This is a genomic window from Halomonas sp. PA16-9 (genome assembly GCF_009728585.1).
Taxonomy (GTDB): Bacteria; Pseudomonadota; Gammaproteobacteria; order Pseudomonadales; family Halomonadaceae; genus Vreelandella; species Vreelandella titanicae.
Window position 1 is genome coordinate 2,451,870 of the sequence record NZ_CP040451.1, and the last position, 26,115, is coordinate 2,477,984.

The 26,115-nt window shown below is 54.4% G+C and carries 31 protein-coding genes and 1 pseudogene; 15 read left to right on the forward strand and 17 right to left on the reverse strand.

Features of this window, described 5'->3' with window-relative positions:
• Positions 1 to 63: 63 nt before the first annotated feature.
• The 6 genes and pseudogenes from FDY98_RS26210 to FDY98_RS27810 all read left to right on the forward strand — a co-directional run bounded on the left by FDY98_RS26210 (position 64) and on the right by FDY98_RS27810 (position 3,904).
• Positions 64 to 759 carry an amidohydrolase family protein gene (locus tag FDY98_RS26210; RefSeq protein WP_269318252.1) on the forward strand — a complete coding sequence of 232 codons (696 nt, stop codon included), beginning with the start codon at positions 64 to 66 and terminating at the stop codon, positions 757 to 759.
• Between the two features lie 69 nt (positions 760 to 828).
• A pseudogene (locus tag FDY98_RS11270) lies at positions 829 to 2,450 on the forward strand (MFS transporter).
• Positions 2,451 to 2,611: 161 nt separating this feature from the next.
• Positions 2,612 to 2,914 (forward strand): GNAT family N-acetyltransferase, encoded by a 303-nt coding sequence (locus FDY98_RS11275; RefSeq protein ID WP_027959351.1) that lies wholly within the window; start codon positions 2,612 to 2,614, stop codon positions 2,912 to 2,914.
• A gap of 44 nt (positions 2,915 to 2,958) precedes the next feature.
• A complete protein-coding gene (locus FDY98_RS27800) occupies positions 2,959 to 3,474 on the forward strand; it encodes a pirin family protein (protein ID WP_340146487.1) in 516 nt (171 codons plus the stop codon).
• Positions 3,441 to 3,656 carry a hypothetical protein gene (locus FDY98_RS27805; protein WP_340146488.1) on the forward strand — a complete coding sequence of 72 codons (216 nt, stop codon included), beginning with the start codon at positions 3,441 to 3,443 and terminating at the stop codon, positions 3,654 to 3,656. The genes FDY98_RS27800 and FDY98_RS27805 overlap by 34 nt, the downstream gene beginning before the upstream one ends.
• Positions 3,653 to 3,904: a pirin-like C-terminal cupin domain-containing protein gene (locus tag FDY98_RS27810; protein ID WP_340146489.1), complete on the forward strand. Its 252-nt coding sequence runs from the start codon at positions 3,653 to 3,655 to the stop codon at positions 3,902 to 3,904. Before FDY98_RS27805 ends, FDY98_RS27810 begins: the two co-directional genes overlap by 4 nt.
• Positions 3,905 to 4,341: 437 nt before the next feature.
• On the opposite strand, the gene FDY98_RS11285 is transcribed toward FDY98_RS27810, so the two are convergent.
• Positions 4,342 to 4,827 (reverse strand): LysE family translocator, encoded by a 486-nt coding sequence (locus FDY98_RS11285; protein ID WP_340146490.1) that lies wholly within the window; start codon positions 4,825 to 4,827, stop codon positions 4,342 to 4,344.
• Between the two features lie 101 nt (positions 4,828 to 4,928).
• Here FDY98_RS11285 and pdxR point away from each other — a divergent pair, with 101 nt between their 5' ends.
• Positions 4,929 to 6,395: a MocR-like pyridoxine biosynthesis transcription factor PdxR gene (gene pdxR, locus FDY98_RS11290; RefSeq protein WP_027959354.1), complete on the forward strand. Its 1,467-nt coding sequence runs from the start codon at positions 4,929 to 4,931 to the stop codon at positions 6,393 to 6,395.
• A 99-nt stretch (positions 6,396 to 6,494) separates the two neighbouring features.
• Here the strand turns inward: pdxR and FDY98_RS11295 are convergent, their stop codons facing one another.
• The gene (locus FDY98_RS11295) at positions 6,495 to 7,439 is read right to left on the reverse strand and encodes an alpha/beta hydrolase family protein (protein ID WP_027959355.1); all 945 of its coding nucleotides are present in this window, start codon (positions 7,437 to 7,439) and stop codon (positions 6,495 to 6,497) included.
• Positions 7,440 to 7,538: 99 nt separating this feature from the next.
• Between FDY98_RS11295 and FDY98_RS11300 the strand changes: the two genes are divergently transcribed.
• A complete protein-coding gene (locus FDY98_RS11300) occupies positions 7,539 to 8,474 on the forward strand; it encodes an AraC family transcriptional regulator (RefSeq protein ID WP_027959356.1) in 936 nt (311 codons plus the stop codon).
• A gap of 209 nt (positions 8,475 to 8,683) precedes the next feature.
• Here the strand turns inward: FDY98_RS11300 and FDY98_RS11305 are convergent, their stop codons facing one another.
• Both FDY98_RS11305 and FDY98_RS11310 read right to left on the reverse strand, forming a co-directional pair.
• Positions 8,684 to 9,670: an alpha/beta fold hydrolase gene (locus tag FDY98_RS11305; RefSeq protein WP_027959357.1), complete on the reverse strand. Its 987-nt coding sequence runs from the start codon at positions 9,668 to 9,670 to the stop codon at positions 8,684 to 8,686.
• A 43-nt stretch (positions 9,671 to 9,713) separates the two neighbouring features.
• On the reverse strand, positions 9,714 to 10,142 hold the full coding sequence (locus FDY98_RS11310) for an organic hydroperoxide resistance protein (protein WP_027959358.1): 429 nt from the start codon (positions 10,140 to 10,142) through the stop codon (positions 9,714 to 9,716).
• Positions 10,143 to 10,265: 123 nt separating this feature from the next.
• Here FDY98_RS11310 and FDY98_RS11315 point away from each other — a divergent pair, with 123 nt between their 5' ends.
• Complete coding sequence (locus FDY98_RS11315) at positions 10,266 to 11,096, forward strand: AraC family transcriptional regulator (protein WP_027959359.1); 831 nt, start codon at positions 10,266 to 10,268, stop codon at positions 11,094 to 11,096.
• A 54-nt stretch (positions 11,097 to 11,150) separates the two neighbouring features.
• Here the strand turns inward: FDY98_RS11315 and FDY98_RS11320 are convergent, their stop codons facing one another.
• Together FDY98_RS11320 and FDY98_RS11325 are read right to left on the reverse strand one after the other, a co-directional pair.
• Complete coding sequence (locus FDY98_RS11320) at positions 11,151 to 11,291, reverse strand: hypothetical protein (protein WP_231500675.1); 141 nt, start codon at positions 11,289 to 11,291, stop codon at positions 11,151 to 11,153.
• Between the two features lie 104 nt (positions 11,292 to 11,395).
• Positions 11,396 to 11,755: an Atu4866 domain-containing protein gene (locus tag FDY98_RS11325; protein ID WP_081742520.1), complete on the reverse strand. Its 360-nt coding sequence runs from the start codon at positions 11,753 to 11,755 to the stop codon at positions 11,396 to 11,398.
• A gap of 485 nt (positions 11,756 to 12,240) precedes the next feature.
• Between FDY98_RS11325 and FDY98_RS11330 the strand changes: the two genes are divergently transcribed.
• Positions 12,241 to 12,606 carry a DUF488 domain-containing protein gene (locus FDY98_RS11330; protein WP_340146491.1) on the forward strand — a complete coding sequence of 122 codons (366 nt, stop codon included), beginning with the start codon at positions 12,241 to 12,243 and terminating at the stop codon, positions 12,604 to 12,606.
• A 73-nt stretch (positions 12,607 to 12,679) separates the two neighbouring features.
• On the opposite strand, the gene FDY98_RS11335 is transcribed toward FDY98_RS11330, so the two are convergent.
• Positions 12,680 to 13,246, reverse strand: a complete 567-nt coding sequence (locus FDY98_RS11335; protein ID WP_027959361.1) for a YIP1 family protein — start codon at positions 13,244 to 13,246, stop codon at positions 12,680 to 12,682.
• A gap of 126 nt (positions 13,247 to 13,372) precedes the next feature.
• Between FDY98_RS11335 and FDY98_RS11340 the strand changes: the two genes are divergently transcribed.
• Together FDY98_RS11340 and FDY98_RS11345 are read left to right on the forward strand one after the other, a co-directional pair.
• The gene (locus FDY98_RS11340) at positions 13,373 to 13,789 is read left to right on the forward strand and encodes a MarR family winged helix-turn-helix transcriptional regulator (protein ID WP_027959362.1); all 417 of its coding nucleotides are present in this window, start codon (positions 13,373 to 13,375) and stop codon (positions 13,787 to 13,789) included.
• A 159-nt stretch (positions 13,790 to 13,948) separates the two neighbouring features.
• A complete protein-coding gene (locus tag FDY98_RS11345; RefSeq protein ID WP_027959363.1) occupies positions 13,949 to 14,269 on the forward strand; it encodes a carboxymuconolactone decarboxylase family protein in 321 nt (106 codons plus the stop codon).
• A 92-nt stretch (positions 14,270 to 14,361) separates the two neighbouring features.
• On the opposite strand, the gene FDY98_RS11350 is transcribed toward FDY98_RS11345, so the two are convergent.
• The 5 genes from FDY98_RS11350 to FDY98_RS11370 all read right to left on the reverse strand — a co-directional run bounded on the left by FDY98_RS11350 (position 14,362) and on the right by FDY98_RS11370 (position 20,840).
• Positions 14,362 to 15,855, reverse strand: a complete 1,494-nt coding sequence (locus FDY98_RS11350) for an MFS transporter (protein WP_027959364.1) — start codon at positions 15,853 to 15,855, stop codon at positions 14,362 to 14,364.
• Between the two features lie 57 nt (positions 15,856 to 15,912).
• Positions 15,913 to 16,371, reverse strand: a complete 459-nt coding sequence (locus FDY98_RS11355) for a universal stress protein (RefSeq protein ID WP_022523564.1) — start codon at positions 16,369 to 16,371, stop codon at positions 15,913 to 15,915.
• A 72-nt stretch (positions 16,372 to 16,443) separates the two neighbouring features.
• Complete coding sequence (locus FDY98_RS11360) at positions 16,444 to 18,036, reverse strand: antiporter (protein ID WP_027959365.1); 1,593 nt, start codon at positions 18,034 to 18,036, stop codon at positions 16,444 to 16,446.
• 238 nt (positions 18,037 to 18,274) lie between these two features.
• Positions 18,275 to 18,943, reverse strand: a complete 669-nt coding sequence (narL, locus tag FDY98_RS11365) for a two-component system response regulator NarL (RefSeq protein ID WP_027959366.1) — start codon at positions 18,941 to 18,943, stop codon at positions 18,275 to 18,277.
• Between the two features lie 85 nt (positions 18,944 to 19,028).
• A complete protein-coding gene (locus tag FDY98_RS11370; RefSeq protein ID WP_340146492.1) occupies positions 19,029 to 20,840 on the reverse strand; it encodes a type IV pili methyl-accepting chemotaxis transducer N-terminal domain-containing protein in 1,812 nt (603 codons plus the stop codon).
• Between the two features lie 176 nt (positions 20,841 to 21,016).
• Here FDY98_RS11370 and FDY98_RS11375 point away from each other — a divergent pair, with 176 nt between their 5' ends.
• The 3 genes from FDY98_RS11375 (at position 21,017) to FDY98_RS11385 (ending at position 22,457) form a co-directional block, all read left to right on the forward strand.
• Positions 21,017 to 21,586, forward strand: a complete 570-nt coding sequence (locus tag FDY98_RS11375; RefSeq protein WP_231500676.1) for a hypothetical protein — start codon at positions 21,017 to 21,019, stop codon at positions 21,584 to 21,586.
• A gap of 233 nt (positions 21,587 to 21,819) precedes the next feature.
• Complete coding sequence (locus FDY98_RS27815; protein ID WP_340146493.1) at positions 21,820 to 22,059, forward strand: hypothetical protein; 240 nt, start codon at positions 21,820 to 21,822, stop codon at positions 22,057 to 22,059.
• A gap of 11 nt (positions 22,060 to 22,070) precedes the next feature.
• On the forward strand, positions 22,071 to 22,457 hold the full coding sequence (locus FDY98_RS11385; protein WP_027959370.1) for a SirB2 family protein: 387 nt from the start codon (positions 22,071 to 22,073) through the stop codon (positions 22,455 to 22,457).
• Between the two features lie 32 nt (positions 22,458 to 22,489).
• Here FDY98_RS11385 and FDY98_RS11390 read toward each other — a convergent pair whose 3' ends face one another.
• The 5 genes from FDY98_RS11390 to FDY98_RS26215 are packed head-to-tail and all read right to left on the reverse strand — an operon-like array spanning position 22,490 to position 26,112.
• Entirely contained in the window at positions 22,490 to 23,026 is a 537-nt protein-coding gene (locus FDY98_RS11390) for a nitrous oxide reductase accessory protein NosL (RefSeq protein ID WP_035537393.1), read from the reverse strand.
• A 39-nt stretch (positions 23,027 to 23,065) separates the two neighbouring features.
• Complete coding sequence (locus FDY98_RS11395; RefSeq protein WP_027959372.1) at positions 23,066 to 23,890, reverse strand: ABC transporter permease; 825 nt, start codon at positions 23,888 to 23,890, stop codon at positions 23,066 to 23,068.
• On the reverse strand, positions 23,887 to 24,819 hold the full coding sequence (locus FDY98_RS11400; RefSeq protein WP_155705841.1) for an ABC transporter ATP-binding protein: 933 nt from the start codon (positions 24,817 to 24,819) through the stop codon (positions 23,887 to 23,889). Before FDY98_RS11400 ends, FDY98_RS11395 begins: the two co-directional genes overlap by 4 nt.
• A gap of 31 nt (positions 24,820 to 24,850) precedes the next feature.
• Complete coding sequence (gene nosD, locus FDY98_RS11405) at positions 24,851 to 25,741, reverse strand: nitrous oxide reductase family maturation protein NosD (RefSeq protein WP_196518253.1); 891 nt, start codon at positions 25,739 to 25,741, stop codon at positions 24,851 to 24,853.
• Positions 25,723 to 26,112, reverse strand: coding sequence for a hypothetical protein (locus FDY98_RS26215; protein WP_196518008.1), 390 nt, complete (start codon positions 26,110 to 26,112; stop codon positions 25,723 to 25,725). The genes nosD and FDY98_RS26215 overlap by 19 nt, the downstream gene beginning before the upstream one ends.
• Between the last annotated feature and the right edge of the window lie 3 nt (positions 26,113 to 26,115).

Here is a 26,115-nt window from a genome sequence, read left to right on the forward strand (position 1 = left end):
GTTCTTCGACCATGCTGAGACCATCTCTGATAAATCCATTGAGGTATCGCGGTGCAGCACCGCATGGCCTATCAGGGCGAATATTTTGTCGAACGTTATGGAGCCCGCGCTGCCGAGGCGACCCCTCCCGTCAAACGCATGCTCGAGAAGGGCGTTAACGTCTCTGCTGGAACCGATGCTACCCGCGTGGCCTCGTATAACCCTTGGGTGTCGCTATCGTGGATGATCACCGGAAAAACGGTCGGAGGTCTCGGCTTGTATCCGCGAGATAACCTGCTTGATCGAGAGACGGCGCTGCGCATGTGGACCGAGAAAGTGGCCTGGTTCTCCAACGAGGAAGGAAAGCGGGGCTGCATTAAGGCAGGTCAGTTCGCTGACTTTATCGTACCGAGTAGAGACTTCTTCAGCGTGCCTGAAGAGGAGATCTCTTTCCTGACCTCCGACCTGACGGTAGTGGGTGGGCGCATTGTCTATGGTGACAATGATTTTGCGCCGCTGGACGACAATTCACTGCCGCCTGCCATGCCGGACTGGTCGCCGACACGCACCTTCAAGGGCTATGGTGCCTGGGGCGAGCCCGAAGGTGCGGGTAAAAACTCCCTAGCACCGCGGCACGCCCAAGCGATGGCCAGCTGTGGCTGTGCTAGCGCCTGTGGCCTACACGGCCATGATCATGCCCGGGCCTGGGCATCTAATGCGCCGACGTCGGATCTTAAAGGTTTTTTCGGTGCTCTCGGCTGCTCCTGCTGGGCCGTGTAAAGGTGAACACCTAATGCATACGTACGTTTCGTTGGAGCAAAGACTCCTTGGGTTGCAGGAGCTAGAAACATGAGTAAGGCTCAATCCACTCATCTTTCTGCATCTCCGGACAGTGCTTTTGCTCCGTTGCGGCAGACCCTATTTGCCGTCATCTGGGCGGCTACCATTATCGGCAGCATTGGTAGTTTCGTGCGTGATGTGACCAGTGCCTGGCTGGTGACTGATCTATCCTCTTCGCCAGCGGCCGTCGCTATGGTTCAGGCTGCCGCTGCTCTGCCGGTTTTTCTCTTGGCGATCCCGGCAGGTGTGCTTTCCGATATGCTCGACCGGCGTAAGCTGCTGATCTGCGTTCAGCTTCTGCTTGCCAGTGTTAGCGTTTGCCTCGTCATTCTATCGCTTACAGATCAGCATTCTGTGGCATCACTTATAATGCTTACTTTTATAGGGGCATAGGCGTTGCTCTGATGGGGCCAACTTGGCAGGCTATCGTCCCCGAGCTGGTAGACAAGAAAGACTTCAAGAACGCAGTGGGGCTTAACTCGCTGGGAATCAACATTGCCCGTGCCGTAGGTCCCGCTTTAGGCGGGCTGCTGTTGGCCAGCATGGGGGCAGCGTTTACCTATGGAGTAGACGTTCTGAGCTATGCAATTGTCATCGCTGCGCTGATTTGGTGGAAACGACCAGCAACGCAACGGGATGCCTTATCCGAGCGCTTCCCCGGTGCTTTCCGAGCTGGGCTGCGCTATGCCCGCGCTAGTCGTGAGCTGCATGTTGTCCTGCTGCGCGCTTTTCTCTTCTTTGCGATGGCCAGTGCAGTCTGGGCACTGTTGCCGCTAGTGGCACGTCAGTTACTGGAAGGTGGCCCTGGATTCTATGGCATATTGCTTGGCGCAGTTGGCCTGGGCGCAATCGGCGGGGCTATTATTATGCCTCGCTTACGTATGTATCTTAACGCCGACGGCCTACTTCTAACATCGGCATTGGTCACTTCGGCAGTCATGGCTTTGCTATCCCTGTCGCCGCCTAAATGGCTCGCAGTGTCCTCTCTGCTGATCCTTGGTGCCGCTTGGATTACAGCGTTGACGACCCTCAATGGCGTCGCCCAGGCAATTCTTCCCAACTGGGTACGTGGCCGCTCTCTGGCGGTATATCTGACTGTGTTCAATGGCGCCATGGCCTCAGGCAGTTTGGCATGGGGGATAATCGCTCAAGGGATTGGCGTGCCGTTGGCATTACTATCTGGCGCAGTCGGGCTAGCAGCGATCGGATCTATTGCACATCGTATTAAGCTGCCCAAAGGCGAATCAGACTTAATGCCGTCGAATCATTGGCCTGAGCCACTGACAGCCACTCCCGTCGAGTATGACCGCGGACCGGTGCTTATCCAGATAGAGTATCGAGTAGCCCTCGAAGATCGTTCAGCCTTTCTGAAAATATTGGCTAGGCTCTCAGCCGAAAGACGGCGCGATGGGGCCTATGCTTGGGGCATTACCGAGGATTCCGCCGATCCCACCTTGATGTTGGAATGGTTCCAAGTCGAATCCTGGGCCGAGCATCTGCGTCAGCATAAGCGCGTTTCTAAATCAGCCGCAGAAATCCAAGAAGAAGTTCTGCGTTTCCACCAAGGGGAGGAACGCCCGATTGTGCGCCATTTCCTGACTTTCAATCATCCCCATGAAGGCCGAACGTAAGATCTGATTCAATCGGCTAAGTACGAAGCTTAGTGCTAATTTTAAGTACAGGTCTTAAGTGCTGGTCTTAAGTGCTATTGAAAGAAAAGGCTCCTGATAACTATTAACTTATAGAAACACATACTGAGTTGTTTGCTGAGTAATACGATAAGGAGAAAGCAATGTCTGGTACACCTGAAGCTTCTTTTACCATTGAGCATGAAACCAGTGATACCAAGGGGCGCTATGTAGTCAAGCTCAATGGGGCTAAAGCAGAGATGACCTATTCGAAAGCGGGTGATTCGATGATCATCATTGATAGCACTGAAGTGCCTGATGCCATGCGCGGACAAAAAGTGGGTGTTGCGTTAGTCGCAAAAGCGGTCGAAGACGTTCGCACCTCGGGCAAGAAAATCATGCCGTTATGCCCATTTGCAAAGGCACAGTTTGCGCGCCACTCAGAGTGGCACGATGTGCTTTTGTAAGGTGCGTACTCCATTTTCCTACCTCTCACTTCTGGAGAAAACCTATGAGTTGGATGCCTGATTTAGAGCCAAAATGCCCATCCGCCGGTAGCTTGAATGATATAGAGACACTAATTGTTCCACGCGCTCGGGATTTGGGTGGTTTTGAGGTGCGACGTGCACTGCCTGCCCCGAAACGGCAGATGGTGGGGCCGTTCATCTTTTTTGATCAGATGGGGCCCGTTGAGTTTCTTAACGACGAAGGCATTGATGTTCGCCCACATCCCCATATTGGGCTTGCCACGGTTACGTATCTATATCAAGGGGAGTTCCAACACCGCGATAGCCTGGGTACCAACCAAATGATTCATCCTGGCGCGGTTAATTGGATGGTGGCGGGCAATGGGGTCACCCATTCGGAGCGCACCAGTGCTATAACTCGTCAAAACAAGCACTCGGTGTTGGGGATACAGACCTGGGTGCGCTTCCCGAAGCTTATGAAGATCAGCCTGCCAGCTTTGAGCATCATAGCGAGGAGTCGCTACCGATGCTGGAAGGCGAGGGTAAGGAAGTGCGTTTGATCCTGGGCACGGCCTGGGGGGAGCGGGCGCCGGTGCAAACCTTCTCTGAAATGTTCTATGCGGATGCGATACTGCAGCCAGGGGCAAAGCTTCCATTGCCGGATGGCCATGAGGATCGTGGTATTTATGTCATGTCCGGTAGTGTCATTATCGCAGGGAAACCTTTGAAGCTGGCCGCATGATGGTGTTCAGACCAGGCGACCCGATAACGGTGGTAGCGGGCGAATCCGGAACTCGGCTGATGCTGCTCGGCGGTGAAACCCTGAATGGCCCCCGTTATATATCCTGGAACTTCGTTGCCTCTTCGCGAGAAAAGCTGGAGGCCGCCAAGCAGGCTTGGGTAGAAGCGGATTTTGAGAATGGTCGCTTTCGTCTTCCCCCCGGAGACGATGCTGAGTTCATTCCTTTTCCTGGAGAACCTGCTAAATAACGCCCCAAAAAAGCTGGCTGCCTTAAGCAGTCAGCTTATACTTCACTCGTAGGAGTGCCAGCGAATTGAGCTACCAGCCGATGTCGGATCTCAATCAGTGCTTACGCAAAGGCCTCCATACATAACATCCGACTATATCTTTCCAGATACATAGTGATGTTTTTGAGCAATAGCGAGAAGTGTTTGCAAAACTCTATTCTATAAGGCATCGCTTGGGAGCGAGCTACTTGGCGAGCACAAGGGGAAAGCCCAACCATGAAGTTAATCGCCTGCCTTTTTCCAACATTTGGGCACTTAGTAAAAAGCGCTTATGCCCATAAAGATGCTAAACAGCATTAACACTCCTCCGGCCGCGCGCTTACCCCAAACGGCGGCGCCTGGTGTGGCCACCTTCGCTATCATTTTTCTTGCTGCTAATGCGTAAGCGCTCGACACGATCAGTTTGATAAACACAAATAACAGTATGAGGGAAGGAACGCAGAAATGTGCGACACCTGTTGGGCACTTACGAATTGCGGCAACAGCGATGAGAAAAATAGAATCGCCTTGGGGTTGCTGAGCCCAACCATAAACGATTGTCGCCAAAGTACGGGTATGCTTTGCAGCGTTGTAGGCTGATCGCTGGAAATACGAACCCTTTGTGCCAGGCGAAACTGCTGCATACCCAGCCATAAAAGATAAACAGCACCGGCAACCTTGACGGCCATAAACACCGTTGGATTTGCCTCCAGTAGCGCACCGACCCCCAGTAGTGAGCAAGCCGCGAGCCCAGCAATAGCCACCAAATCCCCGGTGAGTATCAAGATGGCCCGGCCGGGGCCATGCACCAGCGCGTTGTTTACCAAAAGAATTGTCGAAGGGCCCGGCGAGCCAACTTGCATCGCCGCAATCATGGCGAATAACAGATAGTCAGTGAGCAACATAGTGAACACTCCTTAGCCAATGAAACGTCAATATGTTGCTATGCTAGAAGTAAAGTGGCTCATATAAGAGAGCCATATAAACGAGATTGATACGAACCATTATGGTTAAAGGAAAAAACACAGCTGGGTTAGACCTACCTTTACCCACCAGCCCCGTCGGTGTAACGAAATCTGAACTGGCCTACCAAGCCATGCGCGATGGGATTGTGAATGGGTTGCTACAGGCGGGTGACCGGTTGCCATCCACACGCGTACTCTCGCAACGTTGGGGGGTAGGGCGTGGTACGTTGGAAAGTGTCTTTGAGCGTTTGCAACTCGAGGGTTACATCTCCCGCAAAGTGGGGTCTGGAAGCCGTGTCAGTGCCACTATCCCAGACCGATATTTGACGGCGCAAACGACGGCGACCCACCATAAAGAGCCAGCGATGGTCGAAGCGGCGCCCGTTAGCGTAAGAAAACACTACCAAGCCCAGGTAGGAGTACCTTTTGTTGCCCGGCTTGCCAGCCCGTTGCTTATTTCACCTGCTGAGTGGGCCGCGCATCTACAGCGGGCCATGGCAGCTATGCAGCCCGAGCAGATGTGTAGCGTTGAGCCGCAAGGCGCTTGGGTATTGCGGGAACAGATTGCCAAGTACTTGCGTAACCATCGGGGAATCGATTGTCTGGCAGAGCAGATACTCATCACTAACGGCATTCGCCATAGCATTGATCTGGTCGCGCGCTGTGTAGTAAAGCCTGGTGATCATGTGTGTGTCGAGGATCCTGGTTATCCAGCTGTACACCAAATATTTGAAGAAGCAGGCGCTAACCTGCTTTACGCGCCTATTGATCAGGAAGGGCTTAATTTGGGTGGCATAATAGGCGCAACTGAATGTCGTATTGCCTATGTGACACCGGCGCACCAGTCACCGCTTGGCGTTATCATGTCGGCGACTCGCCGTTTAGAGCTTCTTGACTGGGCCCAAAGCAACAACACCTGGATCATCGAGGATGATTACGATAGCGAGTTCAACTATCAAAGCGCGCCGTTACCAGCGCTAAAATCCATCGACACGATGAATCGAGTAGTCTATTGCGGGAGTTTTAATCAGGCGCTTTTTTCCAATTTGAGGCTTGGCTATATGCTTGCTCCACCAGAACTACAGCGAAAAGTGCTCGAATTGTGGCATACGGTAGGGCGTAGTGTGGGAGTGTCGGAGCAACTGGGGTTGGCGGCGTTTATGAAAGGCCCTGCTTTCTTACGGCATTTACGCCGTTCTCGGCAGGAGTATCAGACGTTGCGTGACATCGTGCTTGAAACCTTGAGGGCCGAAGCGCCGGGGCGCTATCGCATTAGTGGCGAACATGCAGGCTTCCACCTGATTCTGTGGTTATCGCCGGATCAAGACGAAAACATGTTAATCCATGCAGCGGAACAGCAGGGAGTAGTGCTACAACCGCTTCGGCACTGCTGCCGTGAGATTGAATTAGCGCCTGCCATTGTGTTGGGTTTCGCAGCGCTAACACGGGCACAGGCAAAATATGCCGCTCGTAAGCTTGGGCAATTACTGCTTCCAACACCCAGTTAGCTGGTGACTTTTTCGCTTGGTCAACCGGGCCGATAAATCTCGGTTTCTCCTCGGTGCGCATTGAAAAGCCTTCAGGCGAGCTGACAATGAGACCTCGTCTTAGCGCTCTTTCACGGTGATCTTCGCGACGGCGGCCGCTCTATCCCGGAGCGCAGTCTGGCTAAGTATCCAGGCATCTTGCTCGATGAAGAATATGCGCCGCAGCCAAGCCAATACCAACCGCCGGGTCGCCTCCAGCGCATCGGGATCTTCTGCCTCGGTCTCTTTCGCGTCGAGCCCCGCGATTCCGCCAAGCCCATGGCCCACGCCACTGATTGTCAGCAGGGCATCGGCCCCCGGCGCGTCGTGGAAGGCATCCGCGTGCCACTCGGGGCCGCGTGGCGTGAAATGCGGGTCATCTTCCGCGCCGCAGACCACAAGGGTGGGTAATTCGATGCCGCTGAAATCCACATCGAAAAAGGGAAAGCGTCGAGCATGATCGGGTGTCAGATCGGCGCCGCCACGCCCTGGAGTTGCCAGCAGGACACCCGCGCGGATACGCGGATCAGAGAAATCCTCCCCATACAAACGTCCGCCAAGCAGCAGGCTGCAGGTGTGGCCGCCGAAGGAGTGGCCCGCCACCGCGATCCGGTCGTGGTCCAGACGTCCTGCGATGGCGGGAGCCTGCCGTTCGATCTCGGCCAACTGGTCTAGGATGGCACGCATCTCGAGCACGCGCTCGCGCCAGTAGAAGGGGCCTTCAGGTAGGTCGGGGTCAAGTCCGCCGACCCGTGAACTGGCGTGGGTCGGTTGAATGACGGCTATGCCCCGTTCGGCCCAGAACTGGGCGAGCGGGGCATAGCCGTCTTTCGAGGGGATATAGCTCGATGGACCAAAGCCGTGCGACAGGATCACGATTGGTATGGCGTCCCCGGCTGCTGGCGCGGTAAGGCGCAGCTCCAGGGGTTGGCGGCCAGGCATCTTCAGGCGGAGCGGCGTGTAGGCCACTGTCAGGGCGGGATCCGGCGTCGGCAGTGCGCGGGACAGGTTGATCAGTCGGTTCATCTATTAGCCTCCTTGTTTGATGAGCAGGAGAGTATAGACAGCGATTACCCGTTCATGCGATACACAAATGTCCAAATTCTTTTATCAAGAGTCCAAAATATGCCCGATGGTATCGAAGACCCCCTGTCCAGTGTCGTCACGTTGCTCAAACCGTCGGTGTCTATCTCGAAGCTGGTCGAGGCGGGTGGCCAGTGGCAAGTCGAGCGGCATGACATGGCCAGCCCCTTTTATTGTGCGATGGTCGAGGGGGGATGCCGGGTTGAGGTGAGCGGTCGCAAGCCGGTTACGCTGGCGGCCGGAGACTTCGTCCTGATCCCCGATCTGCATGACTTTAGCATGACCAGCGAGGTGCCGCCGGAACCCAGGGGGGCGGGCCGGCCGCTTGAAATCGGACCCGGGCGGGTTCGCCTCGGCCCGGCGGACGCCCCCGTGGAGATGCGCGCGCTGGTCGGGCATTGCCGCTTCGATACGCCCGCGAGCGACTTGCTGGTGTCACTGCTGCCCGAGATGATTCATGTCTCTGGGCACGATCGCCTGATGGCCCTGGTGCCGGTGATACACGATGAGACCCGCGCCGACCGGCCGGGGCGTGAGCTGATCCTCCAGCGGCTTCTAGAGGTGCTGCTTATTGAGGCGCTCCGCTCGGGCCCTGCCGTGAATATGCCGCCGGGGCTACTGCGCGGGCTGTCCGATCCGCAACTGGCTGCCGCCTTGCAGCGCATTCACGCGGACGCGGGTGGCGAGATTTCCGTCTCAGGGCTGGCGCAGGACGCGGGTATGTCCCGCTCTGGATTTTTCGAGAAGTTCCGGAAGGAAATTGGACGCGCGCCGATGGAATACGTAACGGATTGGCGCATGGCCATCGCTAAGACGCTGCTACGGCAGGGCAAACTTACCAACACGGAGATCGCCCTGCGGGTCGGCTACGGATCTGCCAGTGCCTTCGGGATGGCATTTGTTCGGCACGAGGGCTTTTCTCCCGGTGCGTTTGCAGGCAAGCAAGGCCGTAAGAGAGGTTCAAAGGGAGTGTCTTGAAGACGACAGTGGCTATGATGTACAGGTTGTTCCCACTCATGGAGCAACGCTGTGTTGGGACTCAAAGTGCGAATTCACCGCGAGCAGGCCGAAACACTGCTCCTGGATCTAGAGTCCTCATTGAACTTGGCATGGCAGGTTGCTGAACTTTTGCTGTCAAAGATGTTACAAACTGGCCCACTGCATGGCAGTGGGCCAATGGGGAGCGATCAGTTTTGAAGGAAATTGAGCAGATCCTGGTTCAGTCGCTCTTTATGTGTGTCGGTCAAACCATGGGGAGCACCCTCGTACACGATCAATTCCGCGCCTTCTACTAATGCAGCAGATGCCTGGCCCGAGATGTCTAAAGGTACGATTTGGTCGTCATCACCATGGATCACCAGGGTGGGAATATCAAATGCTGCGAGATCCTCACGGAAATCAGTGGCCGAGAATGCGGCGATGGAGTCATAGGTATTTTTATGGCCGCCTTGCATTCCTTGTGCCCAAAATGACTGGATCAGGCCTTGGTTGGGTTCCGCGTCTGGGCGGTTAAAGCCAAAGAAAGGCCCTGATGCAATATCCAAGTACAGTTGGGAGCGATTGTTTAGAGAAGCTTCACGGATACCATCGAACACATCGATAGGTAGTCCATTAGGATTGTCAGGTGTTTGCAGCATTAGTGGAGGAACCGCTGAAACCAGGACGGCTTTAGCGACGCGATCTGTTCCGTGCCGGCCAATGTAGCGAGCCACTTCTCCGCCACCCGTCGAGAAGCCGACGAGTGTGACATCGTTCAGGTCAAGGGTGTTGATGACCGTGGCCAGGTCGTCAGCATAGTGATCCATATCGTTGCCATCCCAGGGTTGGCTGGAACGTCCGTGACCGCGGCGGTCATGAGCGATCACACGGTAACCTTGAGAGGCCAGGAAAATCATTTGTGACTCCCAGCTGTCAGAACTCAGCGGCCAGCCATGGCTGAAGGTGATGGCCTGACCTTCTTTAGGTCCCCAGTCTTTGTAGTACAGTTCCACACCATCAGCGGTCGTGATGGTGCTGGTAGTTTGTTCAGCATTGAAGGCTTCTTGGGCTTCTTGGGCTTCTTGGGCTTCTTGGGCTTCTTGGGCTTCTTGGGCATCTGCAGCGTAGGCGTTTGAGCCAATTTGAAGGCCTAGTGCTAGCACTGTAGTGGTCAATGTGCGGTTTAGTTTTTTCATGATGTCGTTTCCTGTTCTCGCGGTTGAGTAGTGGTGGTGGTGTTTATTCGGTGATGGTGAGTGTGACGTCGATGTTATTGCGCGTGGCGTTGGAATAAGGGCAGACGATGTGGGCCTGATCGACTAACGTTTGTAAAACGTCGTTGGGCACACCTGGCGCCGCAATCGTTAATTCAGCTTGAATTCCAAAGCCGGTAGGTATCTGGCCAATACCAACTTTTCCGGTGACAGACGTGCTTTCAGGAAGGCTGATTTTTTGCTTGCCCGCCACGAATTTCAGGGCGCCCAGAAAGCAGGCTGAATAGCCAGCGGCGAACAGCTGCTCAGGGTTGGTGCCATCTCCACCCGCACCGCCCAGTTCGCGTGGCGTGGAAAGCTTGACGTTCAAAGCGTTATCGGAAGAAGTGGCTTGGCCTTCGCGTCCACCTGTGGCTGAGGCAGTAGCTGTGTAAAGAATTTTTTCGATAGTCATGTCTAGTTTTCTCCAAAGCAGTGGTTGATCCGAAAACAAATGTTGTCCGGTGATAGGCATTCTGCCTGTTATGATTGGACGATTGGTGATCTATAATCTCGATAAATTGATTTGGAGTATCAAATGGTCGATAGGTTAGCAACTCTGATGGAGCACTTTTCGGTAACGGCTCAGGTATTTCACGCAGGGGCTTTATGCGGCACCAATACATTGGAAGCCGATGGGGTATCAGGGCAGATGCACTTGGTGCGGCGTGGAACGGTTAAAGTGGTACACCACGATGGCTCTCTGAGCATTACGCAGCCCAGTTTGTTGCTCTATGCTCGGCCAATGACACACCGTTTCATGACCGATCCTGAACAGGGTGCCGACATGGCCTGTGCAAGCTTACGTTTTGAGGGAGGCGAGCAGAATCCAATTGCAGCAAGTTTGCCTAACGTTGTGTGTTTGCCTTTGGATTCCATTGCTGGTGTAGCGCAGGTTCTCGATCTGCTGTTTGAAGAAGCATTTACCCAACGCTGCGGTCGGGTTGCGCTGGTTAACCGCCTATTTGAGGTGGTGATGATTCAAATACTGCGACAGTTGATGGAAAATAACGATGTGAAGGGGGGGATGCTGGCGGGCCTCTCACACCCACGCTTGCGCAATGCACTTGTTGCCATGCATGAAGAACCAACAAAAACATGGACGCTGGAGGTACTGGCGGAACGGGCAGGTATGTCGCGCAGTGTGTTTGCTTCCACCTTTCGCGACGTTGTGGGTGATACGCCGGGTCAGTATCTGCAAGGGTGGCGTATCAGGATGGCACAGCAGGCGTTGAAGCGCGGCCGGCCGATCAAGATTATTGCCGGTGAAGTGGGTTATGGAAGTGAAGTGGCCTTATCGCGCGCTTTTAAAGCCTATACGGGAATGTCACCAAGACAATGGCGAGAAGCGCAAACTGCCACTCTGTGAGATTTGATCGCTCAGCTCCAGACGAAGTATAAATACTAGGCAGACTCGCTGGCATCAATAACCGTCCCGATCGCGGTATGTCGACCGAATTTCGGTAGAGGCAGGCTGCTCCTTATCAAAGGCACGACGGTTCTCTTCAATTTGTGGCCAGTGAATGCGTATCCATGAAGTAAAGCCCTCTAGAGCGGGCAGCATACTGGCCCTCATCTCAGACAGCTCATACTCCACACGTGGTGGCACTTCAGGGAAGTAGTGACGAATTACGGCGAAGTCCGGCTCGGGTGATTCGTTTTTTAGCGCTACTCTTTGTTACGGTATAGCACCATACCACCGTGATAGAGCACGCCATCAATAAACTCGCCATCAGCGGTAAAACCGGTGTCGTCCCAGTATTCGATATAGTTACCTGTCACCTGATAGCGGCCCTGATAGGCGCTTTCACGCTCACCACGGGCTTCATCGTAACGATTGTTGGGTAAAAGTTCGTGGCGTATTTGGCCATCTTTAGTTACCCACATGCCAACATACGGGTGTTCTGCCATAGCGTTATCTCCTATGTTCGGGGCTGTTTGAGCCGTAGTGGTGGCGGGGAAAATAGTGATAATGCCAGCAACGACTATCGCACGTTGCCAGTAGATAGGAAGCTTGGTGTCTTGCATGTAAGGTCACTCGCTTTGCCACATTTGTTTGAATAGCTCGGACAATTTATACGGAGTTACAGGCTCGCCGTAGGTCGTACCACTATGTCTCTGGTATCAACGTCGTCCGGTTAATAAAACAACTTTTGATATGAAGTTAGTTGAAATTGTCATGTGTTAATCCGCACAATGAAAAATACCTGGAGAAGTTTAACTAGCGGGAGCAATCGCTCATAGAGACAATTCTATTGCATCCTTGCCTAATCCTATTATTAAAATAAGGGTGAGCGGGGGCGTTCCACCGTGGTGATGACCAACGCCCAGTTATGAATGGTGCAAATCCCTATGGCTATTAACCTGTCTAAGTTTGCTACTATGTTAATACCTATATAGATTTACTCGCTGAAGCCATGTGCGCGCTGGCGGAGGTATATAAACGATGTCGTATGAAATCATGCTAAAGCGTATATATGCGCCGATAGAGGATCACGACGGCACTCGGGTGTGTGGTTGATCGATTATGTCCTAGCGGGCTGTCTCCCAGTTTCCTGGCACTGAATGAGTGGTACCCGGAGATAGCGCCTGCGTCTCAATTATGCCGTCAGTATCGACAGCAAAAAATCAGTCAATCACTCTTTCTTGAGCGATACAGGCGTGAGCTGAAGGCATGTCCTGATAAGCTACTGCCTTTAATGAGATTCGCACGAGCGGGGCGAGTTACCCTACTAACCGCCGCTCGTGAAATTGAAGATTCCCACCTTCCAGTAATCAAAGAGCTGGTGCTATCAGCGCTCGAAGAGGAAGACGCCAGTGATCGTGAATTTTGCTCATCGCCCTGCCTGGCGCACACATTACCCACTTCTCAACGTTAGACCGTTTGCTTCACGCGTCATCATTGGGCTTGACGATGAATGGGTTGGTGCCAGTGCGCCTAATATTCATGGCTTAATAAGCCCAGATAACAGCAAACAAAATACCCCACCCCAGAGCACTGGCAGCCATGATTGTGTAAGTGGCTGAGATCGTAGCAACATCAAATTCTTGATGGGTACAGAGTGCTTGTAAGCCGTGGTAAATCAAGCTGCAAGAGATGCCCAGCCCGCTAAGTATAACCACTACGTTGAAAAGTAAGCTGGGTACCAATAGTGCCAATGAAGCGACGAATAACGGTATTGGTGCAAGTGTGGCAAGTAAATAGGCATCTTGATATCTGATAGATAGCTCTTCAGTTCCATTGACTACAGCGTAGATTACCCAGCCAATAACGAAAAAACTCAATATCTCTGCTAGGAAAATAATTGTCGTGATAAAACGCCACTCTCGGTCAGCAAAGCCCGCCATAAATGCATCGCCGTAATGGGTGCCCGCATAATAGAGCATTACTGGCGGCAAGAGGGACATGGGTAACACCACCAGCCACGCTAGTAAAGGAATGGAGGGGGAGGAAGCCTGTAGCTCTTTCCAGCCTTCACGATGGTTGAATGGTAATTTGAGAAAAGTGAGTGCTCTCATTTCAGATCCCCCTGCAGGTGTAATCTCAATGGTTATTTGTATCATGGTGTGATATTGTATTTTTTTAAAGCGCTCTAAATTGGCGAGTCAGCAATAGCCGAGTATGTGGTAAAGAGAATTGGAAAAATGAATAACCCTCAGACACTTGATAAAAGCGACTTTGAGCGGCTGTCGCAATTTCGTTACCGGTTGCGTTGCTTTCTTCGCCATAGTGAAGATATCTGTCGCCGCTATGGGCTGACGCCCTTGCAGTATCAACTATTGCTACATCTTCGTGGTTTCTATGGAAGAGACTGGGCGACGGTGGGGGAGCTAGCGGAGCGGCTTCAATCAAAACATCATGGGGTGGTGGCGCTAGTTGACCGCTGTGAGCAGCTATCGTTGGTTGAGCGGCGGCAAGGGCGTGAGGATCGCCGTCAAATAGAAGTGCATTTATTGGAAGAGGGCGTGAATCGGGTAACGCAAATCGCTGAAGCTCATCAACCTGAGTTGCGTCATTTGCAGGAAGAGACGCCATTTCCTGGTTGGAATAAGCCCACTTAATGCTGAGCTTAAGAAGTTGGATATAGCCAATATACATCGAAAGTCCTCATTAATAATACTTGGTTCGGTTACTGTGTTTAGCTCTTAAGTGTGGTGTGTGGCATTTAGTTGCTGTACTTCTATACTGTGAACTTCAATTTATCATTAAGGTATTGCACTATGACAAAGCATGATTTGCCTTCTGGAGCCGGAGATGTCGCAAACCAGTATCCTGAGATATGGGAAGCTTATGCCGCTTTGGGCAAAGCCTGTGCTGAAGCTGGGCCGCTTGATGAGCGTAGCCGGCGCTTGATAAAACTCTCGCTGGCCATAGGGGCACGCTCTGAAGGGGCCGTTTACTCCCATGTGCGTCGTGCCTTGGAGGAGGGCGTGAGTGCCGAGGAACTTAAACAAGTAGCCATGTTAGCGATTCCTACCACCGGATTTCCGACTGCTGTGGCGGCCTTAACCTGGATTGAGGACATCACGGATCCTGATTAAGAGCGCTCTGTGGGCGCTCTTTTTACTCTAGAGGCACTGTCCGGATCCAATCGACGCGAACAGTGCCGTGATGCTACAGATGTTCCGACCGTTCAGTGCTTGGCGTTTTGAAGAGCCTGCTCTTCGATGTCTCTATCGACTGAAGAGACGTAGTACTCGTCATCGAAAGCGCCTTCTGGCTCCTTGAGCCACACTAGGCAGATAACCCAACTGATGAAGGCGCCGGTCGCGATGATGTAGAAGAACTGCGACGGTGTGACAAACGTAAAGATGGTTAGGTAAACCACCGCGCCAACATTACCGTAGGCGCCGGCCATGCCCGAGATTTGCCCAGTGATGCGGCGCTTGATGGAGGGAATGATACCGAAGGTTGCCCCCTCAGCCCCTTGTACGAAAATCGAGGTGCCGATGGTCACCGCAATGGCCAGGATCAGTGGCCAACTCGAATTGAGCATGGCCATCAGCAAGAACCCAACGCTAATGCCAAACATGTAGCACAGCATCACAAAGCGCCGGTTACCCATGCGGTCGGAAACCATGCCGCCCATGGGGCGGGCCACCAGATTGACGAACGCGAATGATGCAGCGATCAGGCCGGCCGTAGCGGCATTCAGGCCCCAGGTCTCCTCAAAGAACATGGGCAGCATCGATACCACTGCTAGTTCAGCGCCGAAGTTGGCAAAATAGGTGCTGTTCAGCGCCGCCACACTGTTGAACGAGTACTTATCATCCTCCGGTACACCCTTACGCAGGATCGGTAGATTGACTCTCAGGATCTGGACAATTTGATAGATGACGATCGTGATAATGGCTAGATAAGCGATGGTCGCACCAGTAACTGATAAATAGCCCATATACTGAATACGCCAGACCAGAATGGCGAGTACGCCGACCAGTGGGATGGTCCAGATGATCAGCTTGATCATATCGCCCCAGGAGCTCACTTCCATGGCAGCGGATTTGCGTGGCTTACGGTGAGCCTGGGCATCCGGGCCATCGGTAATCGCGAACCAGTAGTAAACACCGTAAGCGGCCATAACAATAGCGCTTTGGGCGATAGCCCAGCGCCAGCCATCGGGGCCGCCGTACATGCTCAAGGCGATGGTCGGCAGCGACATGGCCGCTACGGCGGAGCCGAAGTTACCCCAGCCGGCGTAGAAGCCTTCAGCGAAGCCGATGTCTTTCGGCTTGAACCACAGCGCCGTCATGTGGATACCCACCACGAAGCTGGCACCAATCGAACTCAGCACCAGACGCGCCACCAGCAGCTGCGTCATGCTGTTACCGAAAGCAAACGCCAACGCCGGTAGCGCCATAGTGACCATGAGCACCGAGAACACCCGTCGCGGGCCGAATCGATCCAGCGCCATGCCGACGATGATGCGGGCGGGAATGGTCAAGGCGACGTTGCAGATGGCGAATAGTTTGAGATCATCCGTGGTCAGCCAGTCGACGCTCTTGAGCATGCTCGACGCGAGCGGCGCCATGTTGAACCACACGTAAAAGGTAATAAAGAAGGCAATCCAGGTCAGGTGCAAGGCCCGAATTTCGGGGCTGCGAAACTTGAATACAGCGGAAACTTTCATGGTCGTATCGTCCTGTGTCCCAAAGGTGGGCTGTACCAAAGGAGGTGTAGAGGCTGCTCAAGGGCTGGGTAGGATCAACAAGGGACACTCGGCGCGCCGGGCCAGGAACGAGCTGACGCTGCCGAAAGTCATGTAGTCGAGTTCATCAACAAAATAAGTCAACGATTTGGCGATGATGCCGCCGTCCGGCTGATGGCTATGGCGGGCAATGACCAGTAGGTCTGGCGAGAGTTTGCGAGTGGCCTGCAGCAACATCTTGCGCGCATCCCCTTCGGCTAGAAGCTGCTCGGCTTGGAAGCCCTCGCCGATGGCGAATGCCACACCCTCTTGAAGGTGCCGTTTAACCTCATCGTGCTCCTGCTGAAAAAGCGCCTCGTTGTTATCGGTAGCGTCGAGTGGATTCTCCACCACGCCGACCAGTACCAGCAGAGGTTGGTTGCAGCGGAACATGTTGACGACCTGAGCGAGAGCCAACTTGGCGTTTCGCGAACCGTCATAGGCGATCATGATTTTCATGGTGTCCTCCCGCATTGGGGTAGGGGGTGAAGACCCGGAGCTTGGCTCCGGGCGTAAACAAGCAAGCCCTGTTTAGGGGTTCTTAACGTAGGCACCTTTGCGTAGGTAGAACCACCAGTTGATGACCAGGCAGATGGCGTAGAAGACCGCAAAGCCGTACATGGCAAGTTCCGGTGTGCCGGCCTGGATTTGCTCGCCCATTACCCGCGGGGCGATGAAGGCGCCATAGGCAGCGACGGCTGAGGTCCAGCCAAGTACCGGGCCTTTCTGCTGCTGGTCGAAAATAACCCCGATGCTGCGGAAGGTAGAGCCGTTGCCGATACCACTGGCGGCGAATAACACAATGAATAGCAGCAGGAATAGCCAGAAGAATTGATTAGGGTCGGTGGCGTTATAGGCCTGCATCATCACGTAACCGGTGGCGATAGAGGCGACCACCATGATTGCAGAAATTATTTGGGTGACGATGGAGCCACCCACTTTGTCGGAGATCCATCCGCCCAGCGGACGGATCAGGGCGCCCACGAAGGGGCCTATCCAGGCCCAGGTTAGAGCGCTGGGCGCCTCTGGGTTGGCCACGCGAATCAGCGTGCCATCGGCAGTGGCTTCCATCATGTTGCCGAAGATGACGTTGATGGAGAGCGGCAGGGCTGCAGAGAAGCCGATAAAAGAACCGAAGGTCAGAATGTAGAGGATGGTCATTGACCAAGTGTGCTTATTGGAAAATATTGCGAACTGCTTCTGGATATTGGGCTTGATGTCGCCAGGAATCAGGCGCAACAACACCAGAGTCAGAACAATGGTTAGCGGTAGGGCAACCCACATATTAAGCCAGCTGAGAGCCAGCATGCCGACGATGGCAGTTACCATGCCGACGCCGTAGAGGCCCAATATTTTGCTGAAAGCCGCCAGCGGCGAACCAGGGTTGGGCGTAATAGTGCGAAGATTGTTCATACCGAACCAACCGGCGAACGCTAATGGAACCAGGAATACAAGCCAGATAAAGCCAGCATTCTGGATCCAGGTATCGGTACCTGCTTCGATCCTGCCGATCAACGTACCGCTAGCGCTTTGCAATTCCATCGGCGAACCGGCTATAGCGCCGAAAATGCCGACGGTCATTACCAGCGGGATGACAATTTGCATGGTCGTGACGCCGAAATTACCAAGGCCTGCATTCATTCCCAGGGCGTAACCTTGCTGCTTGCTGGGATAAAAAGTGGAAATGTTGCTCATTGAACAAGCGAAGTTACCCCCTCCGATACCGGAAAGTAGCGCCAAAGCCTGGAATACCCAGAACGGCGTGCCTGGGTTCATCAAGGCGATACCAGTGCCGGCTGCGGGGATCATCAATAGCGCGGTGGTCAGGAAGATGGTGTTCCTCCCGCCAGCGATGCGGATCATGAACGATGCTGGGATGCGCAGGGTGGCACCTGCTAGACCGGCAAGCGCCGTCAGTGAAAATAGCTGGTTAACCGTGAACGAAAAACCCAGGTTCTGCATTTGGGTGGTAATCATTCCCCACATCATCCAGACAGCGAATCCCATCAGCAGACTGGGAATGGATATCCATAGATTGCGGTTGGCAATGTGCTTGCCTTCCTGTTCCCAGAATTGGGCGTCTTCGACATTCCATTTCTCAATGTCGGCATTTCTCTTGCTCATGGCGATTTCCCCTTGGCATCAAACCTATCTGCATCTAGCAGTTAGAAAGCAAGATACGCTGGAGGAAGAAATTGGGGAATAGGTGGAAATAGCATGAAAAACAGCGACATACCTCTTGAGAGGTAGTCGCTGAAAAGCCTGGATTCATTGATTTTAAACAGAAAAAATCGAGAGAAGGTAAAGGCGGGTCAGAGCAAAAGTATTCTGTGAGTCTTTAGAGGTAACCACACAGAATCGATTAGTGATCGATACCTTCCTGGACTGCCCAGACGGCGGCTTCGACACGTGAGCGTAAGTTAAGCTTTTTGAGCAGATGCTTGACGTGAACCTTGACCGTGCCTTCGGTAATATCCAGCTTGCGTGCGATGAGCTTGTTGGAGAGTCCGCCAGCAAGCTGTTGCAGAATTTCGCGTTCACGCTGCGTCAGGCTATGAATATCCGGGGTGGTGGGGGCATTGCGCTGATTACGCAGGGCTTCAGCGAGTAGGGCGGTCAGGCTTTCGCTGATGACCATGCGCCCCAAAGCAGCCTGACGCAGTTGGCGAACCATGTCTTCAGGCTCCATATCCTTTAACAGGTAACCGTCAGCACCGTTGCGCAGCGCGGCGACAACATCATCCTCATGGTCGGAAACAGTGAACATCACCACACGGCCGCTATAGTTGGCTTCCCGTAGGCGGCGCAAGGCTTCTAAGCCATTGACGCCCGGCATGTTTAAATCAAGTAAAACCAGGTCAGGCTCAAGCTTGAGGGCCAGTGCAATGCCTTCTTCAGGGTCGCCCGTCTCGCCAACCAGTTCAAGATCGTCCTCTAGCTCAAGCAACTGAGCGACGCCACGCCGTAGTAGCGGGTGGTCATCAATAATCATCAGGCTGGCGGGTGTATCGTTGGCGGTGGTCAGCGTCATTAAGAAGTCCCTGTACCTAAGTGAGAGTCGGAGGCAGCCGTCACAGGCTGCTGCTGAATTAAGCGAGCGGTCAACGGGGTGAAGACTATCTCAATGCTTGCCCCCCTGTGGGACGATTGGCGATACTCAGCTCCCCGTTCAGGGTAGTGGTTCGGTCGCGTATGATCACCAAACCGTAGTGCATAGGTGGCGAGCTATCGTCTTCCAGGCCTATGCCGTCATCCTCAATACGCACTAGCAGGCGAGCATCGGCGAAGCGCACAGTGACTCCAGCCCAGTGGGCTTGGGCGTGCTTGTGGGTATTGGCCAGCGCCTCGCGAATGATCTGCAGCACGTGAATTTCTTCATTGGGGTTAAGTAGGTAAGGCGGTACATCGTACTCAAGCTCGACCGTTACCTCCATGCGCTGGCTAAACTCATCGACGGTCTGGCGTAAGGCAAATTGCAGCCCCGGCCCCTCTAGTTTGAGCCGGAAGGTAGTGAGCAGCTCACGTAGCTGACGATAGGCGCTGTTTAGGCCGGTACGCAGCTCGTCGAATACCGCAGACTGCATCTCTCGGGTGGCTTCTTTTTGCTGCATGCGTTCGAGTCGAGCGACCTGCATTTTGAGATAAGAGAGCGATTGGGCTAGTGAATCGTGAAGTTCCCGCGCAATGATGGTTCGCTCGTTGATCAGCGTAACGTGCTGCTGCTCCTCGATACGTCGCTGCAGGTACACCGCCGTGGCGAGCTGGTCGGCTAACATGGTGAGCAGCCGACGGGTGCTATCGTTGAGGCGCTCCTGGGGATACCACACTTCCAGGGTGCCTAGCAGCGTATCGCCTACGCTAATCGGTAGCAGTAAGCACTGTGACTGGTTATTGGACACCATCTCCAAGGGGCGAGGATCGATCAGGCAAGCGTGACACTCCTGGTCACGGCAATACTCTGGTCGGGTACGCGAGTGGGTTTCTAAAACCGGCATTTCCCGTTGGTCGAAAGGATCGTTGAGAGAAAGCCGTATTGGCCCGATATCCAGCAGCTTTTCCAGTTCGCGTAACATAGGGGCTGCGCTAGAGCAGAGATCATTACCGCCCCCATACAGCGAGCGGCTGGCATCGTGCATTACCCGCAGTGCCTGATTACTGCGTTCAAGCTCCTGCTTCTTGCGCGACACCTTGTCTTCCAATGCGGCGTAGCTTGTTGCAAGCTCCGCAGACATCTTGTTAAAGGTATGGCCCAACAAAGCCAACTCGTCGCTGCCGCGGAGTTCGGAGCGTGGCTTGAAGTTACGCTGTGCCGCATCGCGGGCAAGAACCATCAGTTGACGCAAAGGAACTACCAGATTGAAGCGAACATCGTAGAGGGCGATCGAGACCACTATAGCGATCAGTACCAGAAAGAGCACTTGCATCATCCCCAGCAGCCGCACCTTGGCCTCAGTGCTCTCTTCCAAATAGGTCACCAGCACTTCAATGTCATTGACCATCGCCACGATCATCATTTCTAGCGTATCGAGGTCAAGCGCAGTGGCTGGGGACGGTGCCTCTAGTGCCGGACGAAGCGTGTGCTGCCAGTAGATCTGAAGTTTTTCCAGTTGACGGCGGCGCTCGTGACGATCATCGATGGGGATCGTTTGTTGAAGCGTTGTGCCATACAAACGTTGATCGAAGCTCGAAATCAGTCCTTCGAGCTGTTCTGCGCTAGTCTCCTCTGGAGCATACTCCAGGCGTTGCAGTGCCCCCATGATTTGATAGGCATTCATGCGTAGTGAGCCAGCGACATTAATCGCGGCAGCATCGCCACGGCTGCTGTTAGACATTGCCATGGTCAGGGTGATGCTGATGAGTGCCATCCCGCTAATGGCAAGTAAGGACGCAATGATGCGAGCAACCAGGGAGCGCTGAAGTAATTTCATGGCATTTCCGATAGCGCGGAAGAGGTAAGGGAGTGTGGCACTGTCTGCATTTCGATACGAGGGCTATTCCTTTGGGGTTAGCCGGTCTACCTCCGATGCCTTTTGACCCACGCCCAGTATTTACAGACAATTCTTACATGTCTTCCGATGTCTTTATACCCTCGCTGGGAAACGCCATGCCATCATCTGTGCCGCCTCCCACGTTGGAGACATCAAAACAGCCAGTAAATGGTTATCAGTTGCTGGTAGCCATGCTGCTGATGCCGCTGGCAAGCGCTTTAGCGGTGGCTGGCTGGACACTTTATGCCCTGCTCGCAAAACAACCCCTCTATGTGCTGGTACCGTTGAGTAGCGGTGTGCTGTTGGCTTGGCCGGCTTGGTATATCGCCAGGCGGGGAGACACCTGCCGCTTGATGCAATGGCTATTACTGGGGCTAGCGTTGGCGCTGGGCGGGTTTGGGATGGCTAGCCGGCCGTGGGAGTTTTTGTTAGTGGGGGCTGGGCTTGGACTGGGAGGTGCGGTGATTACGACGGGTATAGCCCACGCCAAAGGCTGGATGCTTGGTCGTTGGGTGAGTCTTTGTGTCGCCCTTTTTCTGGCTTTAGCGGCGGGGGTAGGGTTTTCCTTGCGGATGGCGCCTCTGGTAGTCCAAGCCTATGGTTGGCGCGCGGCGCCACTTAGCCTGTTGATCCCTCTGTTTATGGTAATGCTGCTGCTGTGGCTTTTCGTAGAGTCACCCGAGTAACGCCACCTATGAGTCTCACCTGTTCATTCTTACCTACTTTCTCACCTTCTGATTCTAAACCACTAGCGATAAAGGCCCATTTTATGACCATAGCGACATTTGCCGATTTAATGCAGGAAGCGTAAACAACCTAAGCCCCAGCGCCTGCTGTTTGTGTTCGTTCGCGCAGAGCTGCCCGATTTCCCTGATGCTGACCAGCGTCGTCGCTTCGAACAGGGTGAAGGGGGGTGTTGGTGCCTGTGGTATGCGTAGATAAGTCGACGGAGGAGTTGACCAGCATGGCGGCGTTGGTTGAGGAGTCACGCCGTACTGAGATCGAATGGGATCTAGTTTTCACAGCTGCCATGGACGACCCAAAAGATGACGCTGAGGTTGAACGGCAGCTCCAGCGTATGATGGAGTCGCTGCAAATGGGTAATATCACCGCCTATCTTGCCTTCGATCATCACGGCAATGCGGTTAACGTCGGCTAGGGACGGTTACCATGGAGCACTATTTCCTCATCAAGCACCTGCACATGACGGCCGCTGCGCTGAGCATCACGCTCTTCATAGTGCGCGCCTGGTGGTCGGTGCAGGAAAGCCCGCGACTCAACGCCCGTTGGGTCAAGGTATTGCCTCATCTTATTGATACGGCTCTGTTGGGGCTGGGGGTGACTTTGATGGTATTGCTTTCCGTATGGCCCTGGCAGCTTCCTTGGCTTGGCGCCAAGCTACTGGCGCTGCTGGCCTATATCGGTATTGGCACCATTGCGATTAAGCGCGGTGCAACGCCAAGGGCACGTGCTGTTGCTGCGTTAGTGGCGGTTGCCATATTCGCCTACATGGTGGGGGCTGCCATACATCACAGCCCGCTTTCCTGGCTAGCCTGAATTGCGGCTACTTTCTGCCTCACTCCTCACTTTTATTGCGCCATTGAGTGGGCGGCATGGCCGCTCCCTCCGTGGCGCCCGAGCCGGGCGAGCAATTCCAGGTCGATATCGTCATAGGTGATTATCTCGCCACCATGAACTACGGCGAACTGCTCGGCACGCTCATGGCTGGAGAACGGCGCAAGGGTGTGGCCCATGCTGCCGCGCCGATCATGGCCGACCACATACCAAGCGTCTGCTGCAGGGATAAAGGCATCGTCTTTAGGTGCTTCCCAGGGTGTCACGCCGACATCATGTACATAGGCGTGGCGCAGCTGGGTCTGATTTTCGGGCTGCTGGAGGAAAACGAACATCTCCAGCGTGGAGCAGAACTTACGCGCGTCACTGTGGCTTTGCATAAATGCCTGACCTTTGGGGCCTTCGAATTCGGTGATAAACATACCGCATACATGGCAGATGTCATCGCCGCTAATAGGCTGAGGCGGCATCCTTTCGGCGCTGTCAGTGGCATTGTTGCAACCGGTCAGGAGCAAAATAATAAGGGCCAGAATGGGCAGCAGGGCGGGCATGGTCAATCCTCGTTAATAAAATGATGTTAAGAGATGATGTTAAGCGGTATGACGGTGGAAGCGACGGACGGCCAATAGCAGGGGCACCAAGACCCAAACCAGCATTGCCAAGGGCGGCCAGGCAGAGTGGAACGCGCCTTGCTGGGCGATAGCCGCGATACCGCTTTCTAGCTGTGTGCTGTCGAACCCCGATAGATTGATCAAGCGAAAACTGTCGGTGGGATTGAGCAGCATCAGGTAGGGGAGCCAGTCGCCCCCCTGCTTGACGCCAACCAGTAGGGCCAGCAGTACTAGATCGAATACCAGCACGAACAGAAACCACACTCCCAGTGCCAGCCCGGCGGCCCGTGCCTTTTCGGTGACCGTTACGCTGATCAGGTAGGCAAAGGCCAAAAACACCCAGCCCAAGAGCACACTGCTGACGATCAATCGTGCTAGGCCGACGGTTAGTTGGATAAGCGGTACGCCTTCAGCGCCCAACGCAATAACCATACCCGCGATACCAAAACCGAGTAGCGTGGCGACAGCCAGAATCATCCCATGGCCGAAGAACTTACCAAACAGCAACGCCGAACGACTTATAGGGTAGGTGAGTAGCAGTAGTAGCGTGCCGGCCTCCTGCTCACCAACAACGGCGTCGTAGGCTAGCATCAGCGCGATTAAGGGGATCAGAAAAACGGCCAGAGTTGATAAACTGACCAGGGTGGTGGCCAGTGAAGTAAAACCAAGACCGCCGCTCGCAGCGGCACCAAAGTAGGCAATACCCATTGCCAGAACGGCAAGGATCACGGTGATCGCCAGTACCCAGCGATTACGCAGGCCATCCTGGAACTCTTTGGCGGCGACGATGAACATGGCCTTCATGCGCTGGCTCCTAGCGTCAGTGAGGCGGGGCGAGTAGAAAAATGCGTGTAGAGATGCTCAAGGGTGGGTGGTGATAACTCGATGTCGTCGATATTCGGCATGGTGGTTAATTGACGTAGTACCTGCATTTTATTTTCCGCGGGCACGTTGACCTCCACACAGCACTCATTGATTGGGATAGGCTCAAGGGACATGGCTTTCCAGAGCTGAGACTGCATGGCCAGCAATGTGCCGTGGATACGAAACGTGAGCGGTAGCTGTGCTTCTTCACGCAGCTGTTTAAGGCTGCCCAGGGCCAGGCGTCGCCCTTTGCCCAGGATCAAGGCGCGGTCGATATAGGGTTCGATGCCCGGCAGTACATGGGAAGAGAGCAGCACGGTACAACCGTTGTCGCGTAGGGCTTTTACCGCTTGATAAAAATCGCGGGTGGCCGCGGGGTCAAGGCCGGTGGTGGGTTCATCCAGCAACAATAGCCGGGGAGACCCTAGTAAAGCCTGGGCCAGGCCAAGGCGCTGGCGCATGCCCTTGGAGTAAGTTTTAACGCGACGGTCGGCGGCTTCGACCAGGCCCACACGCTCAAGCAGAACCGTTACCTGATGGCGGTCAGCGCGCTTTAAACGAGCGAAATAGGTGAGCACTTCACGCCCGGTGAGCTGTTCGTAGAAGGTGACGTTTTCAGGTAGATATCCCAACTGACGCCGCAGGCGTTCGGCATGTGGCCCGTCTGGAGCACCACCGAGGACGTCAACGTGGCCCGAGCTGGGCGCAATTAAGCCCAGTATGAGTTTCATAATGGTCGTCTTGCCCGCGCCATTATGTCCCAGCAGGGCGAGCATCTCGCCTTCTTTGATGGTGAGATCCATTTCGGCTAGGCGTACCAGCGCCCCGTGACGCTTGGTAACACGCTGTAGTTCTATTACTGGGTTCATGGAGCATTTCCTTCTCGGCCGGGCTCGCTCATCAAGGGCGCGCTGTCTTTGACCCCCGGGGACGAAACACCGGGAACTGACGTTGCACCCAGCGCAGTGCCAACACCGCAGGACTTTGCATCAACAGGCGCGCGGAGGGGTGGCGCCAGAGAAGGTGATCCATGGCGTCATTGGGCTCATGGGCGGTGTCGCCGACACCGTTATCGTCAAGATCCCAGCCCAGGTAGTCGCTCCAGTAATTGCCCGACCAATCCTGCTCACGGGTGGCGACATACATGACTTGCTGCTTATTAGCGATGAAGGCGTTGCCCGCCATTTGGTTATCCTCTGAACCGGCGGTGAGATGGATGCCTATGTCGCTGGCTGCGAAACGATTATTCTCGATACGATTGAACTGCGAGTTGTAAACGAACAGTGCCTTGCCGTCGCCGCCCGCTAGGCGCCCCTCGCCATCTGCCCCCAGGGGCTGGGTGACGCCTTCGACACGGTTGCCGCTCAATAGGGAGTCGGTGATGTTGTTCATCAAAATGCCGTAGTTGTCGTCTGCTTCCGAACGGTTATCAACGACTTCCAGGCGTTTGGATTGCATCAGGGCGTAGCCGGTTCGGGTTCGTTGGGTCAGGTTGCCTTCAAGACGATTGTCGAAGGAGTACATGTAGTGCACGCCATAGCGCAGGTCATGCAGGGTGTTGTCGCGCAGCACGTTGTGGCGGCTGCTGTCGAGATAGATGCCGTCGCGAGTCTGCGCAACATCGTTGGATTCGATAATCGAGTGACTAACGTTATAAAGGTGAATGCCGTTGCCGCGATCCTGAGAGCGCAGTCGGGTATCGCCACGAATGGTATTGCCTATCACACTGACGTTATTGACAGCATCGAGCCAGATGCCGAAGCCAGGCCCGCTTAGCTGGTTATTGCGGATGGTACTACCGTGAGCGCTGGGCTCGACAAAATAGCGGCCTCCAGTGCTGTCAGGTTATCTCCCCAGTCTTCAATGCGGACACCTTCAAATATAATGTCGGGAGCTGCCAGCACCACCGCATGGCCGTGGCCTCCTGCATCGAGGATGGCTTGCAACTCGCCCCGGATATGCAGCGTGCGGTCAATAACCACACGCCCAGGGTAGCGTCCTGCAGGCAGCAGCAATTGATCGCCGTCGGTCGCCTGTTCGATCAACGGCTGTAACGGCTCACCAGGCGTGGCGAACCAGTTGGCGGCATAAACCCCGCTAGGCAGCCCAAAAAGCCATAGCAGTGCCAGCAGGCAGCCTAAATGGCCAGGGTGTCGTTTCATGGT

What these genes read in the sequence shown, in the direction of transcription:
- FDY98_RS11360 (WP_027959365.1), bottom strand. Translation starts at nt 18,036, where the DNA reads ATGAGCAAGAGAAATGCCGACATTGAGAAATGGAATGTCGAAGACGCC.
- narL (WP_027959366.1), bottom strand. Translation starts at nt 18,943, where the DNA reads ATGACGCTGACCACCGCCAACGATACACCCGCCAGCCTGATGATTATT.
- FDY98_RS11310 (WP_027959358.1), bottom strand. Translation starts at nt 10,142, where the DNA reads ATGACTATCGAAAAAATTCTTTACACAGCTACTGCCTCAGCCACAGGT.
- FDY98_RS11385 (WP_027959370.1), top strand. Translation starts at nt 22,071, where the DNA reads ATGGAGCACTATTTCCTCATCAAGCACCTGCACATGACGGCCGCTGCG.
- FDY98_RS26210 (WP_269318252.1), top strand. Translation starts at nt 64, where the DNA reads ATGGCCTATCAGGGCGAATATTTTGTCGAACGTTATGGAGCCCGCGCT.
- FDY98_RS27810 (WP_340146489.1), top strand. Translation starts at nt 3,653, where the DNA reads ATGATGGTGTTCAGACCAGGCGACCCGATAACGGTGGTAGCGGGCGAA.
- FDY98_RS11325 (WP_081742520.1), bottom strand. Translation starts at nt 11,755, where the DNA reads ATGCAAGACACCAAGCTTCCTATCTACTGGCAACGTGCGATAGTCGTT.
- FDY98_RS11375 (WP_231500676.1), top strand. Translation starts at nt 21,017, where the DNA reads ATGCCATCATCTGTGCCGCCTCCCACGTTGGAGACATCAAAACAGCCA.
- FDY98_RS11390 (WP_035537393.1), bottom strand. Translation starts at nt 23,026, where the DNA reads ATGCCCGCCCTGCTGCCCATTCTGGCCCTTATTATTTTGCTCCTGACC.
- FDY98_RS11400 (WP_155705841.1), bottom strand. Translation starts at nt 24,819, where the DNA reads ATGAACCCAGTAATAGAACTACAGCGTGTTACCAAGCGTCACGGGGCG.
- FDY98_RS11305 (WP_027959357.1), bottom strand. Translation starts at nt 9,670, where the DNA reads ATGAAAAAACTAAACCGCACATTGACCACTACAGTGCTAGCACTAGGC.
- FDY98_RS11345 (WP_027959363.1), top strand. Translation starts at nt 13,949, where the DNA reads ATGACAAAGCATGATTTGCCTTCTGGAGCCGGAGATGTCGCAAACCAG.
- FDY98_RS27800 (WP_340146487.1), top strand. Translation starts at nt 2,959, where the DNA reads ATGAGTTGGATGCCTGATTTAGAGCCAAAATGCCCATCCGCCGGTAGC.
- FDY98_RS11315 (WP_027959359.1), top strand. Translation starts at nt 10,266, where the DNA reads ATGGTCGATAGGTTAGCAACTCTGATGGAGCACTTTTCGGTAACGGCT.
- FDY98_RS11355 (WP_022523564.1), bottom strand. Translation starts at nt 16,371, where the DNA reads ATGAAAATCATGATCGCCTATGACGGTTCGCGAAACGCCAAGTTGGCT.
- FDY98_RS27805 (WP_340146488.1), top strand. Translation starts at nt 3,441, where the DNA reads ATGCTGGAAGGCGAGGGTAAGGAAGTGCGTTTGATCCTGGGCACGGCC.
- FDY98_RS11370 (WP_340146492.1), bottom strand. Translation starts at nt 20,840, where the DNA reads ATGAAATTACTTCAGCGCTCCCTGGTTGCTCGCATCATTGCGTCCTTA.
- FDY98_RS26215 (WP_196518008.1), bottom strand. Translation starts at nt 26,112, where the DNA reads ATGAAACGACACCCTGGCCATTTAGGCTGCCTGCTGGCACTGCTATGG.
- FDY98_RS11320 (WP_231500675.1), bottom strand. Translation starts at nt 11,291, where the DNA reads ATGCTGCCCGCTCTAGAGGGCTTTACTTCATGGATACGCATTCACTGG.
- FDY98_RS11335 (WP_027959361.1), bottom strand. Translation starts at nt 13,246, where the DNA reads ATGAGAGCACTCACTTTTCTCAAATTACCATTCAACCATCGTGAAGGC.
- pdxR (WP_027959354.1), top strand. Translation starts at nt 4,929, where the DNA reads ATGGTTAAAGGAAAAAACACAGCTGGGTTAGACCTACCTTTACCCACC.
- FDY98_RS11340 (WP_027959362.1), top strand. Translation starts at nt 13,373, where the DNA reads ATGAATAACCCTCAGACACTTGATAAAAGCGACTTTGAGCGGCTGTCG.
- FDY98_RS11300 (WP_027959356.1), top strand. Translation starts at nt 7,539, where the DNA reads ATGCCCGATGGTATCGAAGACCCCCTGTCCAGTGTCGTCACGTTGCTC.
- FDY98_RS11395 (WP_027959372.1), bottom strand. Translation starts at nt 23,890, where the DNA reads ATGAAGGCCATGTTCATCGTCGCCGCCAAAGAGTTCCAGGATGGCCTG.
- FDY98_RS11285 (WP_340146490.1), bottom strand. Translation starts at nt 4,827, where the DNA reads ATGTTGCTCACTGACTATCTGTTATTCGCCATGATTGCGGCGATGCAA.
- FDY98_RS11295 (WP_027959355.1), bottom strand. Translation starts at nt 7,439, where the DNA reads ATGAACCGACTGATCAACCTGTCCCGCGCACTGCCGACGCCGGATCCC.
- FDY98_RS11275 (WP_027959351.1), top strand. Translation starts at nt 2,612, where the DNA reads ATGTCTGGTACACCTGAAGCTTCTTTTACCATTGAGCATGAAACCAGT.
- FDY98_RS11350 (WP_027959364.1), bottom strand. Translation starts at nt 15,855, where the DNA reads ATGAAAGTTTCCGCTGTATTCAAGTTTCGCAGCCCCGAAATTCGGGCC.